Raw genomic sequence first — 14,963 nt, 5'->3', positions numbered from 1 at the left:
TTTCAGAATAACTCATGGTTTATTAATTTTTCAGGCATAAATAAGAACAAGGAATGATAATGGTAGATGATGGCAATGGAAATAACCTGCAAAAACTCCCGTGGTTAGGCGGTATCGCTGGTCTGATAGTAGGAGCTTTAATACTCTATTTCTGGAAGGAGTGGGCATCATGGCTTCCGGGAATCACATTTGAGAAAATGGCAACTTATGCCTATCAAAATGACCTTGAAAGAAATAGCTTACTGCCTATTACGGTATATGTCGATCTTCTTTTCTCGACTTTCCTACTTGTTCTTTTTCAACCTGGCTATCCACAAGCACCGATTGTATCTTGGGTATTACATAATAAACCCTCAGCTAAAAACATCATCATTTATATATTGCTCGCCTGGATACTCAGCCTTATTATACAGGGTATCCTTATATCACTCCCACAAAGTACCTTACTAAAATCAATACTATATATACTGGCCTTACTGACCATGGTTAGAATGCTTGTAACCGATGCCAGGCGCCAGTCCCAGGCGCTTTCCTCCCCCTTAAATCAGTTGCGCCCCGCCGTTATTGCTATTATTGCTCTTCAGTCTATCTGGCCGGTTAAAGCAACACTAATATTTGCCGATTTATATGACAACATCGGATTACGCTTGATGTTCCCAGTTGCAATAATGATTGGTGTTCTGCTGGCTTACTTAACCACTGCTGGTCTGGCCTGGTTAACGCGCCTTGTAATAGGCGAGAAAAACCTCCGGGCCTGGCGTGGGCAGTTTGCATTATTCAACGGAATAATCATCTTCTGTGTGGCGGGAAAATATTTTTTTCATTTGGTATCACGTTTTATGTAATAAAAAATATACACCGGGCGTCCAGCCATGCCGAAGCTGTATTAACCATTATTTTTGAATATAAGGACGGGGGTTGCCCCCCGTACGATTCAGATAATCCGGTTCTGCTTGAAATCGCGCAGGAAGCTGCCCCAGCGCTTTTCATAGAACGGCGTGATATGGGCAATCATAAAGTGGCTGATGCCCTTCTCGCCTTCTACCACCCGGCAAATATCGATAGGTTCATCGCCCGGCAAGGTATCGGTGGCCACGCTGCCGGTGGTCTGGATAATGGATTCAATATCCCCTTCCGCTTCAATCCCGATCAACAAGTTTGCCGGCGCGTCGGCGCTCTCTTTAATCGAGCATAGAAACGCCCGCTTGACGGTCTTCAGCGTTTTGAACAGCGTGGTCAGCGAATCCACCATCTGCGCCGGCGGTTCGGCGACTTCAGACAGCAGCAGCGCTTCGCCGCCTTCCAGTACCGTCTGGGTACTGAGCGGGCTGCCCTCTTCACCCAGCAGATGGCTGATTTCCCGCGGGGTAAATTCTTTGCCGCTCGGCAGCTTCGGGTTGAGAAACAGCGATTCGCCCAGCGTCATCGCCATCAGCGTGCGCGCCGGCATCATCACGAAGGCCTGTTCCTCTTCTACCGCCTGCTGTAGCGCCTCCAGCGAGGTGAAGAACGGAATGACCGACGTGCCGTCATCTTTTTCCCAATGCTTTAGATCGAGGGCGCTATCTTCGACAATCTGCTCGCCGTCCGCCGCGCTACCCGGCACCCAGACGGTGGCCTCAAGCAGCGCGGTGAAAAATGCCGGACGATGAGCAGGCTCGGTCGCCGCCTTCTCCAGCAGGGTTTCTAATTCATTTTTAGTATCAGACATAGATTCGCTACTTCAAAAATCGCCCGTCCGCGCGGGCCTACGGTTTTCCAGGCCGGGTAAGCGTAGCGCCACCCGGCAAGGCCATTACTCAGCCGTCAGCAGATTAGCGATAGTGCGCACACCAAGGCCCGTGGCACCCGCCGACCACTGTTCAACCGCAGCTTTACGGTAAGTCGCAGAGCAGTCGATATGCAGCCAGCCCTGGTGGTAGTTTTCCACGAAGTGGGACAGGAAGCCCGCTGCGGTGCTGGCGCCGGCCGGATACGCCGCGCTACCGGTGTTGTTCAGCTCAGCGAAGTTAGACGGCAGCTGGTTGCGGTGGAATTCGGCCAGCGGCAGACGCCAGAAGGCTTCATTTTCCGCCTGCGCGCTCGCCAGCAGACGATTCGCCAGCGCGTCGTCAAAGCTAAACAGCGCGTGGTAGTCGTTACCCAACGCCGTTTTCGCCGCACCGGTCAGGGTGGCGGCATCGATGATCAGCTGCGGCTTCTGCGCCGAGGCGTCGATCAGGCCATCCGCCAGCACCAGGCGACCTTCGGCGTCGGTATTCATGATTTCAACGGTTTTACCGTTGCGGTAATGAATGATATCGCCAAGCTTGAAAGCGTTGCCGCTAATCAGGTTATCCGCGCAGCACAGGAACAGCTTCACACGTTTGTTCAGACCTCGGGTAATGGCGAAAGCCAGCGCGCCGGTCACGGTGGCCGCGCCGCCCATGTCGGATTTCATCGAATCCATAAAGGCGCTTTGCTTGATGCTGTAGCCGCCGGAGTCGAAAGTGATGCCTTTGCCGACCAGACAGGCGTATACCGGCGCGTCTTTATCGCCAGTCGGGTTATAGTCCAGCGCCAGCAGGACCGGCGGGCGCTCGGAGCCGCGGCCAACGGTATGCAGGCCAAGATAGTTTTGCTCGCGCAGATCTTCGCCTTTGGTGATGCGATAGCTGACCTTTTCGCCCGCCACGCCGCACAGCAGATCGACGGCGCGCTGGGCCAGCTGTTCTGGTCCCAGCTCTTCTGCCGGTGCGTTGATGGTGTCGCGAACCCAATCGATAATCGTCAGGCGGTTATCCAGCTCGCTGCGCTGCGCGTCATCCAGGGTTGGCCATTCGACCTGGCGCTGACCTTTCGGCCCTTTATAGCCGGCCCAAAAAGCCCAGGCGCGATCGGTGTTCCAGCCTTCGCCGCTCAGGGCGACGTGCTTGATACCCATACCGTCAATTTTGCGCGCCGCGCGCTGGATTAACCCCAGGTCGTCTTTACCGTTGAGATGTAAGGCGATACCGTCGTTATTGATACTCCAGGTCGCTTTTTCTCCCCAGCGCGCATCGGCAGGCAGAGTAGAAAGCGTAATCTTCATGGCTTCGGTCATTATCTTTATCCTTATTAGCAAACGGGCCACCCTATGGCAGCCCGTTAAAATTTTTCCGCTTGAGGCGAAAATTATTCGGCTTCGTCTAACCAGACTAGCAGAATCGCCTCCAGAATTTTTTCATTGGATGCGTTTGGGTCGTCATCGAACTCTTCCAGGTCGCAAATCCACTGATGCATATCGGTGAAGCGAACGGTTTTCGGGTCGAGATCCGGGTAAGCGTCATACAAGGCTTCGCCGATTTCGCGACTGTCGGTCCATTTCAGTGCCATATTAGTGCTCGCGTGCGTGGTTGATGGTGTAACGCGGGATCTCAACGACCAGATCTTCGTCGGTAACGCGCGCCTGGCAGCTCAGACGGCTGTCAGGTTCTAGCCCCCAGGCTTTATCCAGCATGTCGTCTTCATCTTCGCTACTTTCCGCCAGCGAGTCAAAACCTTCACGCACGATGCAGTGGCAGGTGGTGCAGGCACAGGATTTTTCACAGGCGTGTTCAATCTCGATACCGCTACGCAGCGCCGCATCCAGAATGGTTTCACCGCTCTCAGCTTCCACAACTACGCCATCCGGACACAGGTCCTGGTGGGGCAGAAAAACAATTTTTGGCATTTTAAACCTCGTCCACGGATTGGCCTTTCAGCGCAGCGCGGACCGACTGGTCCATGCGGCGTGCGGCGAATTCCTGGGTTTGTGTGTCGATATTTTTAATGGCTTCTTTAATCGCGTCGGCATCTTCGCCTGCCGCGGCGGCGCGAACTTGCTCCGCGGCGGCATCGATAACCTGACGCTCTGCGGCGCTTAACAGCGCGGCGTCGGCGGCCAGCGCGCTTTCCAGGCTCTCCAGTACGCGAGCGGCTTCGACTTTCTGTTCAGCCAGCATACGCGCCTGGATATCCTGTTCGGCGTAGCTCATCGAATCTTTAATCATGTTGGCGATTTCGCCATCGGTCAGGCCGTAAGACGGTTTCACCTGGATTGAGGCTTCCACGCCGGTCGATTTTTCCATCGCTGTGACGCTCAGCAGACCGTCGGCATCAACCTGGAAGGTGACGCGAATATGCGCCCCGCCCGCCGGCAGCGCCGGGATACCGCGCAGCGCGAAACGCGCCAGCGAGCGGCAATCCTGCACCAGCTCACGCTCGCCCTGCATCACGTGAATGGACATCGCCGTTTGGCCATCTTTGAAAGTGGTAAACTCCTGCGCGCGGGCCACCGGAATGGTGGTATTACGCGGGATCACTTTCTCTACCAGGCCGCCCATGGTTTCCAGCCCAAGCGACAGCGGGATAACATCAAGCAGCAGCAGTTCGCTGTCCGGTTTGTTGCCGACCAGAATATCCGCCTGAATCGCCGCGCCGATGGCGACGACTTTGTCCGGGTCGATAGAGGTTAGCGGGTTACGGCCAAAGAATTCGCCAACGCGCTCACGCACCAACGGCACGCGGGTGGAACCGCCGACCATCACCACTTCCAGCACCTCTTGCGCTTCAACGCCGGCGTCTTTCAGCGCGCGACGGCAGGCCATCAGGGTACGTTTTACCAGTGGGGCAATCAGATCGTTAAACTGGCTACGGGTGATATCGCCCTGCCAGCCGCCGACTTCGACGTGCGCCACGTCGGCGTCGCTCAAGGCGATTTTCGCCGCAATGGCGGCATCCAGCAGCTCACGCTGCAGGCGGTTATCGCTACGGTCGCTGAGGCCCGCCTGCTCGCGCAGATAGTCGGCCAGCAGATGGTCGAAATCATCGCCGCCGAGAGCGGAATCACCGCCGGTCGCCAGCACTTCAAACACCCCACGGCTTAAGCGCAGAATGGAGATATCAAAGGTACCGCCGCCGAGATCGTAAACCGCAATCACCCCTTCCTGGCCGGAATCGAGACCGTAGGCGATAGCCGCCGCGGTCGGCTCATTGAGCAAACGCAGCACGTGCAGGCCCGCCAGACGCGCCGCGTCTTTGGTTCCCTGACGCTGAGCGTCATCGAAATAGGCCGGAACGGTAATGACCACGCCGTCGAGATCGCCCGCCAGCGCTTCAGTGGCGCGGGCGGCCAGCGCTTTCAGGATGTCGGCGGAGACCCGCACCGGGTTCAGCAGGCCGCCGGCGGTCTGGATCATCGGCAGTCCATTTTCACTGGCCTGCAGCTGGTACGGCAAGTGCGGATAGCGGGTTTGAATATCGGCGAGGGAACGCCCCATCATTCGCTTCACCGAGCTGATGGTGTTCACCGGATCCTGAGCGGCATTGAGCCGGGCTTCATAGCCGACGGTCAGTCCAGAGGCGTGGTAGTTCACGACCGACGGCAGCAGGTAGCGGCCTTGATGGTCGGGCAGAGTTTCGGCCTGGCCGCTACGCACGGTAGCAACCAGAGAATTGGTGGTGCCAAGGTCGATACCTGCCGCCAATCGACGCTGATGCGGCGCGGCGCTCAGACCAGGCTCACTAATTTGTAATAGGGCCATAATTGCTTCCGAAAATTAAAAGTCGAGCAGTTTTTCTTCGAGTTCTTCAGCACTGCTGCGCAGTTTATCGAGAAAACGGAGCTTGCGTACAGTATCAGCCGCCGCATCCCAGGTCTCGTTTTGCAATTGTTCAACCATCAGTTGATGGCGGGTATCAAACAGCGCTTTTACCCGTTTGATAAAGGTTTCCAGCCGCGCTTCGTCTTTCGCCTGGCCGATTTCATCGAGCTCTTCGCGCAGTTCCAGCTGTTCCATCAGGAACGCGGTGTCGCGGACGGTGTGCTGCTCGCTGGCGAGGTCAAAACCGTGCAGCGAAAGGAGATATTCCGCACGGGTCAGCGGATGACGCAGAGTCTGCCAGGCCTGGTTAATGGTGGCGGAGTGCTGAACCGCAGCCAGCTGTTCCGCAGCGGGCGCGCTGGCAAATTTATCCGGATGGTACTGGCGCTGCAGATCCTGATACCGGACAGCCAGTTGTTCAAGCGAGAGGGTATAGCTGGCTGGTAACCCGAAGAGGGTGAAATAGTCCATAGTAACCTCAGGGTCATGCATCTAAACTAAAACCCCACGCGCGGCGTGACCGCGGTGGGGTTGGGGATTACCGATTATACGTTAAAGCTTTCGCCGCAACCGCACTCATCTTTCACGTTCGGGTTGGTAAATTTGAACCCTTCGTTAAGGCCTTCTTTGACGAAGTCCAGTTGAGTGCCGTCGAGGAATTGCAGGCTCTTACCGTCGATCACGACTTTCACGCCTTTGTCTTCAAACACGGTGTCTTCTGCCGCCGGCTCGTCAACAAATTCCAGTACATAAGCCATACCTGAACAGCCGGAGGTTCTTACCCCCAGACGCAGGCCAAAGCCTTTACCGCGGTTCGCCAGGAAGGAATTGACTCGCGCTGCTGCACTGTCGCTTAAGGTAATCGACATAACAAACCTCAACTCTTAATTATTTTGCTTCACGTTTGCTTTTGTAATCCGCAATCGCGGCTTTAATCGCGTCTTCCGCCAGGATAGAGCAGTGAATTTTCACCGGCGGCAGTTCCAGTTCATCGGCGATATCGGTGTTCTTGATAGCCTGCGCTTCGTCCAGCGATTTACCTTTCACCCACTCGGTGACCAGGGAGCTGGAAGCGATAGCGGAACCGCAGCCATAGGTCTTGAAGCGCGCGTCTTCAATGATACCTTCATTGTTGACTTTAATCTGCAACTTCATGACGTCGCCGCACGCAGGTGCGCCAACCATACCGCTACCGACGCTGTCGTCGCTGTTGTCGAAAGAGCCGACGTTGCGCGGGTTTTCGTAATGATCGATGACTTTTTCGCTGTATGCCATGATGAATTCTCCTTATCGGTGCCGAATTAGTGATGTGACCATTCAATGCTGTTCAGATCCACGCCCTGCTTGAACATTTCCCACAGCGGAGAAAGATCGCGCAGACGGCCGATGGAGTTACGAACCAGTTTGATGGTGTAGTCAATCTCTTCTTCGGTAGTAAAACGACCTAAAGAGAAACGAATAGAACTGTGCGCCAGTTCATCAGTCATGCCTAACGCGCGCAGCACGTAGGATGGTTCAAGGCTCGCGGAAGTACAGGCTGAACCGGAGGAAACCGCCAGGTCTTTCAGCGCCATAATCAGCGACTCGCCTTCAACATAGTTGAAGCTGACGTTAAGAATGTTCGGCGCGCCCTGCTCGAGGTCGCCATTCAGATAAACTTCTTCCATATCTTTCACGCCGTTCCACAGACGGTCACGCAGGCCGCGCAGGCGCGCCATTTCGCTTTCCATCTCTTCTTTGGCGATACGGTAAGCTTCGCCCATACCGACGATCTGGTGGACAGGCAGGGTGCCTGAACGCATGCCGCGCTCGTGGCCGCCGCCGTGCATCTGCGCTTCGATGCGGATACGCGGCTTACGGCGTACGTACAGCGCGCCGATACCTTTCGGGCCGTAAATTTTGTGACCGGAGAAGGACATCAGGTCAACTTTCAGCTGGCTCAGATCGATAGGCAGCTTGCCCACGCTCTGGGTGGCGTCAACGTGGTAAATGATACCGCGGGCGCGGCACATCTCGCCGATGGTAGCGATATCCTGCACCACGCCGATTTCGTTGTTCACGTGCATAATGGAAACCAGGATGGTGTCGTCACGCATCGCCGCTTCCAGTTCTTTCAGATCGATAATACCGTTGCTCTGCGGAGCAAGGTAGGTCACTTCAAAACCTTCGCGCTCAAGCTGACGGCAGGTATCCAGTACCGCTTTATGCTCGGTTTTGCTGGTGATGATGTGCTTGCCTTTTTTCTGATAAAAGTTGGCTGCACCTTTAATCGCCAGGTTATCGGATTCCGTTGCGCCGGAGGTAAAGACGATTTCGCGCGGATCGGCACCGACCAGTTCGGCAATCTGATTACGGGCGATATCTACCGCCTCTTCAGCCTGCCAACCGAAACGGTGAGAACGTGAGGCCGGGTTACCAAAGGTCCCGTCCAGGGTCAGGAACTGCATCATTTTCTCGGCAACACGCGGGTCCACCGGCGTTGTTGCGGAGTAATCGAGGTAAATCGGTAATTTCATTGCTCTTAAACTCCGTACATCACTCAATGCAAGGAACCAGGCAACCGGCTTGATGTACGACCGAGTACACGAGATGCCTCAACATCCCGGCCTGATTCTGAAAATCTTTATTATTGCTATCTACCCTGCCGTTTCACCTTGCAGCCCGTAAGCCGCAAGCTGAAACTAAGCCTCGTGCTAGGCGCGCAGTTTTACGTCAATGGCGTCCTGAGAACGCGTAGTACGCTGAGATTCATGATTGTGCTGACGACCAGAAACATCGAGGATTTCCTGGTTATTCACCAGTTCGCCCAGGGTGATGTTGTTGAGGAAACCGGTCAAACGTTCGCTCAGATCGCGCCACAGCGCGTGGGTCAGACACTTATCGCCACCCTGGCAGCCGCCTTTACCCTGACAACGGGTGGCGTCAACGGATTCGTCTACGGCGCTGATCACTTCGCCTACGGCGATGCTGCCAGCTTCTTTACCTAACAGGTAACCGCCGCCTGGCCCACGAACGCTGGATACCAGACCATTTTTACGCAGGCGAGAGAACAGCTGTTCCAGATAGGAAAGCGAAATTCCCTGACGCTCTGAAATATCTGCCAACGGAACCGGGCCCGTTTCAGAGTTGAGCGCAACGTCAAGCATTGCGGTCACGGCATAACGCCCTTTAGATGTCAGTCTCATGTCTTACTTAACCTCAAACTCGCCCCTGCCCGGGCTTTTTATTAATATGGGTATTGCATAGCAGGGCCAAGTCTGACATTCCCGAGTAAATTGGTCAACTATTTACTTGACTGTTTTAGTCAGGTATTTGGCTTTCCGTGCCGTTATTGATTTCGATCCGCGCCCGGGCTACAACAGCGATGTGGATTCGTAGGCCGGATAAGCGAAGCGCCATCCGGCGTTAACGCGCTTACTTACCTTTATTCTGCTGGTCAATGGACGCCAGCATCCCGCGCAGGATGTTCAGCTCCTGGCTTTCCGGACGCGCGCGAGTGAACAGACGACGCAGCTTGTTCATCACCTGCCCCGGATGATTCGGGCGGATAAAACCGGTCGCCAGCAGAGTCTGCTCAAGGTGGCCGTAGAAACGTTCTAAATCATCGACCAGCGGATATGGCGTTTCTTCATGTTCAACCGCCGGCTGCGCCTGCTCCTGAGTCGCCAGCCAGGCCATTCGCACTTCATAGGCGATAACCTGCACCGCCATTGCCAGGTTCAGCGAGCTGTACTCGGGGTTGGCGGCGATCGCCACGTGATAGTGGCACTTCTGCAGTTCGTCGTTAGTCAGGCCAACGCGCTCGCGGCCAAAGACCAGCGCGACCGGCGCATGCTGACCTTCGGCGACGCTTTTCAGACCGCATTCGCGCGGATCCAGCATCGGCCACGGCAGCGTGCGGGAGCGCGCGCTGGTGCCAACCACCAGGCTACAGCCCGCCAGCGCTTCATCAAGGGTATCGACGATCTGCGCGTTACCAATCACATCGCTGGCGCCAGCGGCCAGCGCGATGGCCTGGGAATCAGGTTTCACCAGCGGGTTGACCAGCCACAGGTTAGTTAAGCCCATGGTTTTCATCGCGCGGGCAACGGAGCCCATATTGCCGGTGTGTGAGGTTTCTACCAGTACGATTCGAATATTTTGCAGCATTATGGTTCTTCGGCTAAAGATTATTCGTGCATGCTAACATAAAACGGAGACATAAGCAGAATTCGCTGTTACTATATGCGCCGTTTTTTCCCGTTCTTTAACATCCAGTGAGAGATACCGATGCATCCGATGCTGAACATTGCCGTGCGCGCAGCGCGCAAGGCGGGTAATTTAATTGCCAAGCACTACGAAACGCCAGATTCCGTAGAAACCAGCCAGAAAGGCAGCAATGACTTTGTGACTAACGTCGATAAAGCCGCAGAAGCGATTATTATCGAAACCATTCGCAAGTCTTACCCACAGCACACCATCATCACCGAAGAAAGCGGCGAGCACGCTGGTGAAGATCAGGATATTCAATGGGTTATCGATCCACTGGATGGCACCACCAACTTCGTTAAACGTCTGCCACACTTCTCTGTTTCCATCGCCGTACGCATTAAAGGCCGTACTGAAGTCGCCGTGGTTTACGATCCAATGCGTAATGAACTGTTCACCGCCACCCGCGGCCAGGGCGCGCAGCTGAACGGCTACCGTCTGCGCGGCAGCAACGCTCGCGATCTCGACGGTACTATCATCGCCACCGGTTTCCCGTTCAAAGCGAAGCAGCACGCTACCGCTTACATGAACATCCTCGGCAACATGTTCACCGAGTGCGCTGACTTCCGTCGCACTGGTTCCGCCGCGCTGGATCTGGCCTACGTTGCCGCTGGCCGCGTTGACGGTTACTTTGAAATCGCCCTCAAACCGTGGGATTTCGCCGCTGGTGAACTGATCGCTCGTGAAGCAGGCGCCATCGTTTGCGACTTCACCGGTGGTCATAACTATATGCTGACCGGCAACATCGTAGCCGGTAACCCGCGAGTCGTGAAAGCGATGCTGGCGAACATGCGCGAGCAGCTGAGCGAAGCGCTGAAGCGTTAATTTCTCACTGAATGTAAAAAGGAAGCCGCGGCTTCCTTTTTTTATACCCTAAAACGGCCGCAAGCCGCCGCCCGGCGGGATCGCGCTACTCCACATCACGACAGCCGCCGTCAATAGTGCCACGCCGCCGGCCAGCGCCAGCGTCGCCCAGCCAACCTGTTTCCACATCGCCGGCGCCTGATAGCCACTCAGGCGGATAGCCAACTGGCGGAATCCATGCACCAACAGCGCCAGCCCGCTTATGGTCAGCGACGTTCCCGCCGCCATCACCAGCGCGGCCGCCATGCCCCAGCCAAAGACGCCGATTACCTTGCTGAACAGCAGCACCATAATCGCTCCCGAGCAGGGACGCATGCCCATCGACAGTACAATCGCCAGCCTGGCGCGCCAGTCGTCGCCACTCTGTAGTTGATCCGGCGCCGGAAGGTGCTGATGGCCGCAGCCGCAATGTTCATCATGGACATGATGCGGGGTAAAAGCGGTAAACGTTGGCCGCCGCAGCAAGACTCGCAGTTTTTTCAATGCCCGCCAGCACAGTAAAAGCCCCAATGCGCCGACCAGCAGATAGCTCCCCTTCTCCAGCCAGAAGCTGCTGAGGTGCAGTTGACGCGCCGGAAGCTGCAGCAGCGTCAATACCACCACCACCAGTACTATCGCCACCATTCCCTGCAACAGCGATGCCGCCAGCGTCAGCGTAATACTCGATTTCAGCTTTGAGGGATGGGTGGCAAGCCAGGTGGTTATCACGATTTTTCCGTGACCGGGGCCAAGCGCGTGCAGTACGCCGTAGACAAAACTGAACCCGAGCAGTGACAGCCCCGCCGCTGACGGATTATCCGCCACCGCCTGCAGCAGTTGGCTGAGCTCAAGATTCAGTGAACGCTGCCAGACCGCGCTTTGCAACAGTACCTGCGGCCAGGCGAGCCACAACCAGATACCGCCCACGACGGTCAGCGTCAGAAACAGCGCCAGCGGCCAGAATGATTTCCAGCGCGGCGCCCGCGCTCGCGGCGTAAAGACTACTGACATGTCAAGGTCACCTTCTGGGCGAAGTAGTTACCCAGTTCCATATCTTCCGGCGGCGCGTCCTCTTTATCGAGCGACTGCGCATAAGACAACATTTTGTCGTTGGGTTTCGGCGTCATTACCGTGGCCTTGCAGGAGGCCCGCAGCGCGGCAGGCAACGAAAAATCGCTATCCTGCTCATAAAACATATCGACGTAGTAGGTCGGATCGAAGGTGGATAAAGTAAAGGTTTGTCCGGCAACAGGTTGCGGTGTCGCCAACGGCAAGGTGAAGGTGAGTACCGCCTGCAGCCCGCTACGCGCAAGGCCGTAGCCATCCGGGCGGTTAGCAAACTTAACCCGCTGGCCGTTGTGCCACAGTTCGCTGAAGTAGTGCTGGCCGAGTACGTTGGCCATGACCTCCGCCGCCAGTTTTTTCCATACTTCGCTGCCCGCCTTTGCATTGCCGGCATCATAGAGCAGATCCGCTGAAGTTATTTCGTCCATCGTCCAGCGCATCTTAAAACCGGTCAACAGACCGTCTTTCACCACGGCTTCACTCTGCAAATTAATGAAGCTGTGCGGATGCGCAACGGCTGACAATGATAAAACCATGAAAAATGCCGCACCGACGCAGTGTTTCACTTTCTTCATCTGTTCCTCGCGTGAAAAATTCTGTGAACTTCGCCAGCAATCCTGATCTAAAGGCCGCGGCCCGCCCTGCTCACCCTGCATCCTTTGGCTATTCTTAGCTGAAACCCTAACTGGAACTTACCAGATGATGACAGTGATTGAACCACCATCTGCGCTTTCCAGTCCACAGCGCCGTAGCCAGGTGCTCCTGATGTTCTATCTTCCGGGACAATCCGTCACGCCGCAACAGCTGGTCAGGCTCAACCAGGTGGATGAGGCGACGGCCCAACAGGATATCGCGGAGACGGGGCGCGAAATTCAGCGTTATCATCGACTGACTCTCGCGTCGCAGATGGACGGCAGCTATCGGATTGAAGGCGCCGCGCTCGATCAACGCCTGTGCCTGCTGCACGCTCTCCGGCGTGGGCTACGCCTGTGCCCGCATTTCGTTCATCACCATTTTACCCCGGCGTTAAAAACGCAGCTTAAACAGCAGGGTATCGCGCGAACCTTATATGATGATACCAATCTTCAGGCGCTGGTGAATCGCTGCGCTCGCGCGCTCAATCGGCAGTTCGACTGCCGGGATGGTCAGTTCCTGCGCCTGTATCTTCAGTACTGCCTGCTACAACATCATCTGGGCCAGTCGCCGGATTTCACCCGTGAGCAGCGCAACTGGGCGCAGGCCGCGGCGGAATTTAACCTCGCCGCCGAAATCGTCCGCCACTGGCAGCGCCGGGTCAGCGCCACGCCCCACGCCGGCGAACAACTTTTCCTGACCCTGCTGTTTATGTTACTGAAAACGCCGGATCCCATTCACGACGGTCATCAACAGGACAGACGCCTGCATCTGGCGATCTCCCGCTTGATCCATCGTTTCCAGGATCTGGCGGGACGGCCATTCAGCGATGAACAAGGGTTGAGTGACCAGCTCTATATCCATCTTTCGCAGGCGTTGAACCGCAGCGTATTCGCCATCGGTATTGATAACGCTTTACCGGAGGAGATCGGACGCCTGTATCCGCGCCTGATGCGTACCACCCAGGAGGCATTACGCGATTTCGAAACGGCCTATCATATTCAATTTAATCAGGAAGAGGTCAGTTTAATCGCGGTGATTTTCGGCGCGTGGTTGATGCAAAAAGCCGACCTGCATGAAAAGCAGGTAGTGCTGCTGACGCGGGAAAATAGCGAACTGGAACAGGCGCTGGAAATGCAATTGCGGGAATTAACGCTGCTGCCGCTGAATATTAAATACTTAAGCGTGACTCAGTTTCAGCAACAAGGCGCGCCGAAGGATGTGACCTTAGTGGTCACGCCTTACACCACCGCGCTACCGCTGTTTTCGCCGCCGCTGTTTCATGCTGAAGAGAATTTTAGCGATCACCAGCGGCAGCAGATTTGCAAAATGCTTGAGGATTAGGCGCTCACCGCCTTCGGTCGCACGATCAGCGCCGGTAGCGCCACCAGCGCCATCACCCAGAAGACGCCCTGATGCAGGTGCTGGTAGAGGAAACCAGCAAACACCGTCATCACCGCGATGCTGCCGCCCATAGCCACCGCCGAGTAAACGGCCTGCAGGCGGATAACCTCACTTCCCTGCCGCGCGGCGATATAGCGCATGGCCGCCAGATGACAGACGGTAAACGTTCCGCAGTGGAGGATCTGCGCGACCAGTAGCCATGGCAGTGCGGTCGTCCAGCCCATAATCGTCCAGCGCGCCACCCCGCACACCGCCGAGAGCAGCAGCAGGTCGCGGGCGCTAAAGCGGCGGAACACTTTTTTACTCAAGGCGAAAATCACCACTTCGGCGACGACGCCGAGCGACCATAAATAACCGACGGCGGAGGCAGAATAACCGGCCTGCTGCCAGTATAGCGCGCTGAAGCCATAGTAGGCGGCATGCGCCCCCTGCAACAGACAGACGCAGGCTAGAAAACGCCAGCTTTGCCGCACCAGGCTAAGCCACGCCGGTAGTCCGGCCGCCTCCTGGTGGCGGCTCTCCCCCTGCGGCATCACTGAAGGTTTCAGCAGCATGCCCAACAGCATCGAAGCAGTGCCCAGGCTTAACAACAACAGGATCGCCCGGTAATCAAACAGACTCACCAGCTTGCCGGTCAGCGCAGAACCGATGACAAAAGCAATCGATCCCCACAACCGCACCCGGCCGTAATCCATGGTGATCTGCTTTTGCCAGGTGTTGGCCAGCGCATCGGTTAAGGGTACCAGCGGCGAGAAAAAGAGGTTGAATCCGACGATGACCACCATCAGCCAGGCCACCTGCCCGCCGACCCAGAAGGCGAGAGCAAACAGCAGCGTCAGCAACGCCAGGATACGCAAGGCGCTAATCAAACGAGAAGGATCGCTGACCCGCGGCGCAATTAGCAGGCTGCCCAGAAAACGCGCCACCAGCCCGGCGCCGAGCAGCACGCCAATGGTTTCCGGCGTCAGGCCAACGCCTGCCAGCCAGACGCTCCAGAATGGTAAAAAAATACCGTAGCTAAAAAAGTAGGTGAAGTAACTTAGCGCCAGCCAGCGCGTGGAGTGCAAGACCATGATTCCCTCCCGAATGGAAGCTCTAGTCTGGCGATAAAGCGCATACTGAGCAAACCCATGTCTCACTATCTTCATGGTCGTTAAGTACATTTCT

General features: G+C 56.1%; 17 protein-coding genes. 3 read left to right on the top strand and 14 right to left on the bottom strand.

Translation table 11 applies throughout. The features are described from left to right. Window positions 1-59: 59 nt before the first annotated feature. A complete protein-coding gene (locus PGR79_RS14425) occupies window positions 60-845 on the top strand; it encodes a hypothetical protein (protein ID WP_113374493.1) in 786 nt (261 codons plus the stop codon). Between the two features lie 89 nt (window positions 846-934). On the opposite strand, the gene sseB is transcribed toward PGR79_RS14425, so the two are convergent. From sseB to trmJ, 11 genes are all read right to left on the bottom strand, one after another. Continuing rightward, the gene (sseB, locus tag PGR79_RS14420; RefSeq protein ID WP_113374494.1) at window positions 935-1,711 is read right to left on the bottom strand and encodes an enhanced serine sensitivity protein SseB; all 777 of its coding nucleotides are present in this window, start codon (window positions 1,709-1,711) and stop codon (window positions 935-937) included. Between the two features lie 84 nt (window positions 1,712-1,795). Further along, the gene (gene pepB / locus PGR79_RS14415; RefSeq protein ID WP_015370317.1) at window positions 1,796-3,082 is read right to left on the bottom strand and encodes an aminopeptidase PepB; all 1,287 of its coding nucleotides are present in this window, start codon (window positions 3,080-3,082) and stop codon (window positions 1,796-1,798) included. 71 nt (window positions 3,083-3,153) lie between these two features. Then, on the bottom strand, window positions 3,154-3,354 hold the full coding sequence (gene iscX / locus PGR79_RS14410) for a Fe-S cluster assembly protein IscX (protein WP_002913954.1): 201 nt from the start codon (window positions 3,352-3,354) through the stop codon (window positions 3,154-3,156). A 1-nt stretch (window position 3,355) separates the two neighbouring features. Beyond that, window positions 3,356-3,691 (bottom strand): ISC system 2Fe-2S type ferredoxin, encoded by a 336-nt coding sequence (fdx, locus tag PGR79_RS14405; RefSeq protein ID WP_012540871.1) that lies wholly within the window; start codon window positions 3,689-3,691, stop codon window positions 3,356-3,358. A 1-nt stretch (window position 3,692) separates the two neighbouring features. Continuing rightward, window positions 3,693-5,543 carry a Fe-S protein assembly chaperone HscA gene (hscA, locus tag PGR79_RS14400; protein ID WP_113374495.1) on the bottom strand — a complete coding sequence of 617 codons (1,851 nt, stop codon included), beginning with the start codon at window positions 5,541-5,543 and terminating at the stop codon, window positions 3,693-3,695. A gap of 15 nt (window positions 5,544-5,558) precedes the next feature. After that, a complete protein-coding gene (gene hscB / locus PGR79_RS14395; RefSeq protein ID WP_047053904.1) occupies window positions 5,559-6,074 on the bottom strand; it encodes a co-chaperone HscB in 516 nt (171 codons plus the stop codon). A gap of 74 nt (window positions 6,075-6,148) precedes the next feature. Then, window positions 6,149-6,472, bottom strand: a complete 324-nt coding sequence (iscA, locus tag PGR79_RS14390; RefSeq protein ID WP_012540868.1) for an iron-sulfur cluster assembly protein IscA — start codon at window positions 6,470-6,472, stop codon at window positions 6,149-6,151. A gap of 19 nt (window positions 6,473-6,491) precedes the next feature. Further along, window positions 6,492-6,878, bottom strand: coding sequence for a Fe-S cluster assembly scaffold IscU (gene iscU / locus PGR79_RS14385; RefSeq protein WP_004866383.1), 387 nt, complete (start codon window positions 6,876-6,878; stop codon window positions 6,492-6,494). A gap of 26 nt (window positions 6,879-6,904) precedes the next feature. Beyond that, entirely contained in the window at window positions 6,905-8,119 is a 1,215-nt protein-coding gene (gene iscS / locus PGR79_RS14380) for a cysteine desulfurase (protein ID WP_015703173.1), read from the bottom strand. A 177-nt stretch (window positions 8,120-8,296) separates the two neighbouring features. Continuing rightward, window positions 8,297-8,788, bottom strand: a complete 492-nt coding sequence (gene iscR / locus PGR79_RS14375; RefSeq protein WP_015370314.1) for a Fe-S cluster assembly transcriptional regulator IscR — start codon at window positions 8,786-8,788, stop codon at window positions 8,297-8,299. Between the two features lie 229 nt (window positions 8,789-9,017). Continuing rightward, entirely contained in the window at window positions 9,018-9,752 is a 735-nt protein-coding gene (trmJ, locus tag PGR79_RS14370; RefSeq protein WP_113374496.1) for a tRNA (cytosine(32)/uridine(32)-2'-O)-methyltransferase TrmJ, read from the bottom strand. A 120-nt stretch (window positions 9,753-9,872) separates the two neighbouring features. Here trmJ and suhB point away from each other — a divergent pair, with 120 nt between their 5' ends. Next, complete coding sequence (gene suhB / locus PGR79_RS14365) at window positions 9,873-10,676, top strand: inositol-1-monophosphatase (protein WP_015370312.1); 804 nt, start codon at window positions 9,873-9,875, stop codon at window positions 10,674-10,676. 48 nt (window positions 10,677-10,724) lie between these two features. On the opposite strand, the gene PGR79_RS14360 is transcribed toward suhB, so the two are convergent. Together PGR79_RS14360 and PGR79_RS14355 are read right to left on the bottom strand one after the other, a co-directional pair. Then, complete coding sequence (locus tag PGR79_RS14360; protein ID WP_113374497.1) at window positions 10,725-11,705, bottom strand: nickel/cobalt transporter; 981 nt, start codon at window positions 11,703-11,705, stop codon at window positions 10,725-10,727. Next, window positions 11,696-12,334: a DUF1007 family protein gene (locus PGR79_RS14355; RefSeq protein ID WP_032708890.1), complete on the bottom strand. Its 639-nt coding sequence runs from the start codon at window positions 12,332-12,334 to the stop codon at window positions 11,696-11,698. The genes PGR79_RS14360 and PGR79_RS14355 overlap by 10 nt, the downstream gene beginning before the upstream one ends. Window positions 12,335-12,458: 124 nt before the next feature. On the opposite strand from PGR79_RS14355, the gene csiE reads away from it, so the two are divergent. After that, on the top strand, window positions 12,459-13,736 hold the full coding sequence (gene csiE / locus PGR79_RS14350) for a stationary phase inducible protein CsiE (protein WP_015703176.1): 1,278 nt from the start codon (window positions 12,459-12,461) through the stop codon (window positions 13,734-13,736). Here csiE and PGR79_RS14345 read toward each other — a convergent pair. Beyond that, complete coding sequence (locus PGR79_RS14345) at window positions 13,733-14,869, bottom strand: 3-phenylpropionate MFS transporter (RefSeq protein ID WP_015370308.1); 1,137 nt, start codon at window positions 14,867-14,869, stop codon at window positions 13,733-13,735. The genes csiE and PGR79_RS14345 overlap by 4 nt on opposite strands. Window positions 14,870-14,963: the final 94 nt, after the last annotated feature.

Origin of the sequence: Klebsiella sp. 141161 (assembly GCF_050600815.1) — a bacterium.
Lineage (GTDB): Bacteria > Pseudomonadota > Gammaproteobacteria > Enterobacterales > Enterobacteriaceae > Klebsiella > Klebsiella aerogenes.
Note: the sequence above shows the minus strand (reverse complement) of the source record. Positions and strands in the feature narration are given on the sequence as shown.

Coding starts and splice junctions, on each gene's coding strand:
- PGR79_RS14425 (WP_113374493.1), top strand. CDS start 60: ATGGTAGATGATGGCAATGGAAATAACCTGCAAAAACTCCCGTGGTTA.
- sseB (WP_113374494.1), bottom strand. CDS start 1,711: ATGTCTGATACTAAAAATGAATTAGAAACCCTGCTGGAGAAGGCGGCG.
- pepB (WP_015370317.1), bottom strand. CDS start 3,082: ATGACCGAAGCCATGAAGATTACGCTTTCTACTCTGCCTGCCGATGCG.
- iscX (WP_002913954.1), bottom strand. CDS start 3,354: ATGGCACTGAAATGGACCGACAGTCGCGAAATCGGCGAAGCCTTGTAT.
- fdx (WP_012540871.1), bottom strand. CDS start 3,691: ATGCCAAAAATTGTTTTTCTGCCCCACCAGGACCTGTGTCCGGATGGC.
- hscA (WP_113374495.1), bottom strand. CDS start 5,543: ATGGCCCTATTACAAATTAGTGAGCCTGGTCTGAGCGCCGCGCCGCAT.
- hscB (WP_047053904.1), bottom strand. CDS start 6,074: ATGGACTATTTCACCCTCTTCGGGTTACCAGCCAGCTATACCCTCTCG.
- iscA (WP_012540868.1), bottom strand. CDS start 6,472: ATGTCGATTACCTTAAGCGACAGTGCAGCAGCGCGAGTCAATTCCTTC.
- iscU (WP_004866383.1), bottom strand. CDS start 6,878: ATGGCATACAGCGAAAAAGTCATCGATCATTACGAAAACCCGCGCAAC.
- iscS (WP_015703173.1), bottom strand. CDS start 8,119: ATGAAATTACCGATTTACCTCGATTACTCCGCAACAACGCCGGTGGAC.
- iscR (WP_015370314.1), bottom strand. CDS start 8,788: ATGAGACTGACATCTAAAGGGCGTTATGCCGTGACCGCAATGCTTGAC.
- trmJ (WP_113374496.1), bottom strand. CDS start 9,752: ATGCTGCAAAATATTCGAATCGTACTGGTAGAAACCTCACACACCGGC.
- suhB (WP_015370312.1), top strand. CDS start 9,873: ATGCATCCGATGCTGAACATTGCCGTGCGCGCAGCGCGCAAGGCGGGT.
- PGR79_RS14360 (WP_113374497.1), bottom strand. CDS start 11,705: ATGTCAGTAGTCTTTACGCCGCGAGCGCGGGCGCCGCGCTGGAAATCA.
- PGR79_RS14355 (WP_032708890.1), bottom strand. CDS start 12,334: ATGAAGAAAGTGAAACACTGCGTCGGTGCGGCATTTTTCATGGTTTTA.
- csiE (WP_015703176.1), top strand. CDS start 12,459: ATGATGACAGTGATTGAACCACCATCTGCGCTTTCCAGTCCACAGCGC.
- PGR79_RS14345 (WP_015370308.1), bottom strand. CDS start 14,869: ATGGTCTTGCACTCCACGCGCTGGCTGGCGCTAAGTTACTTCACCTAC.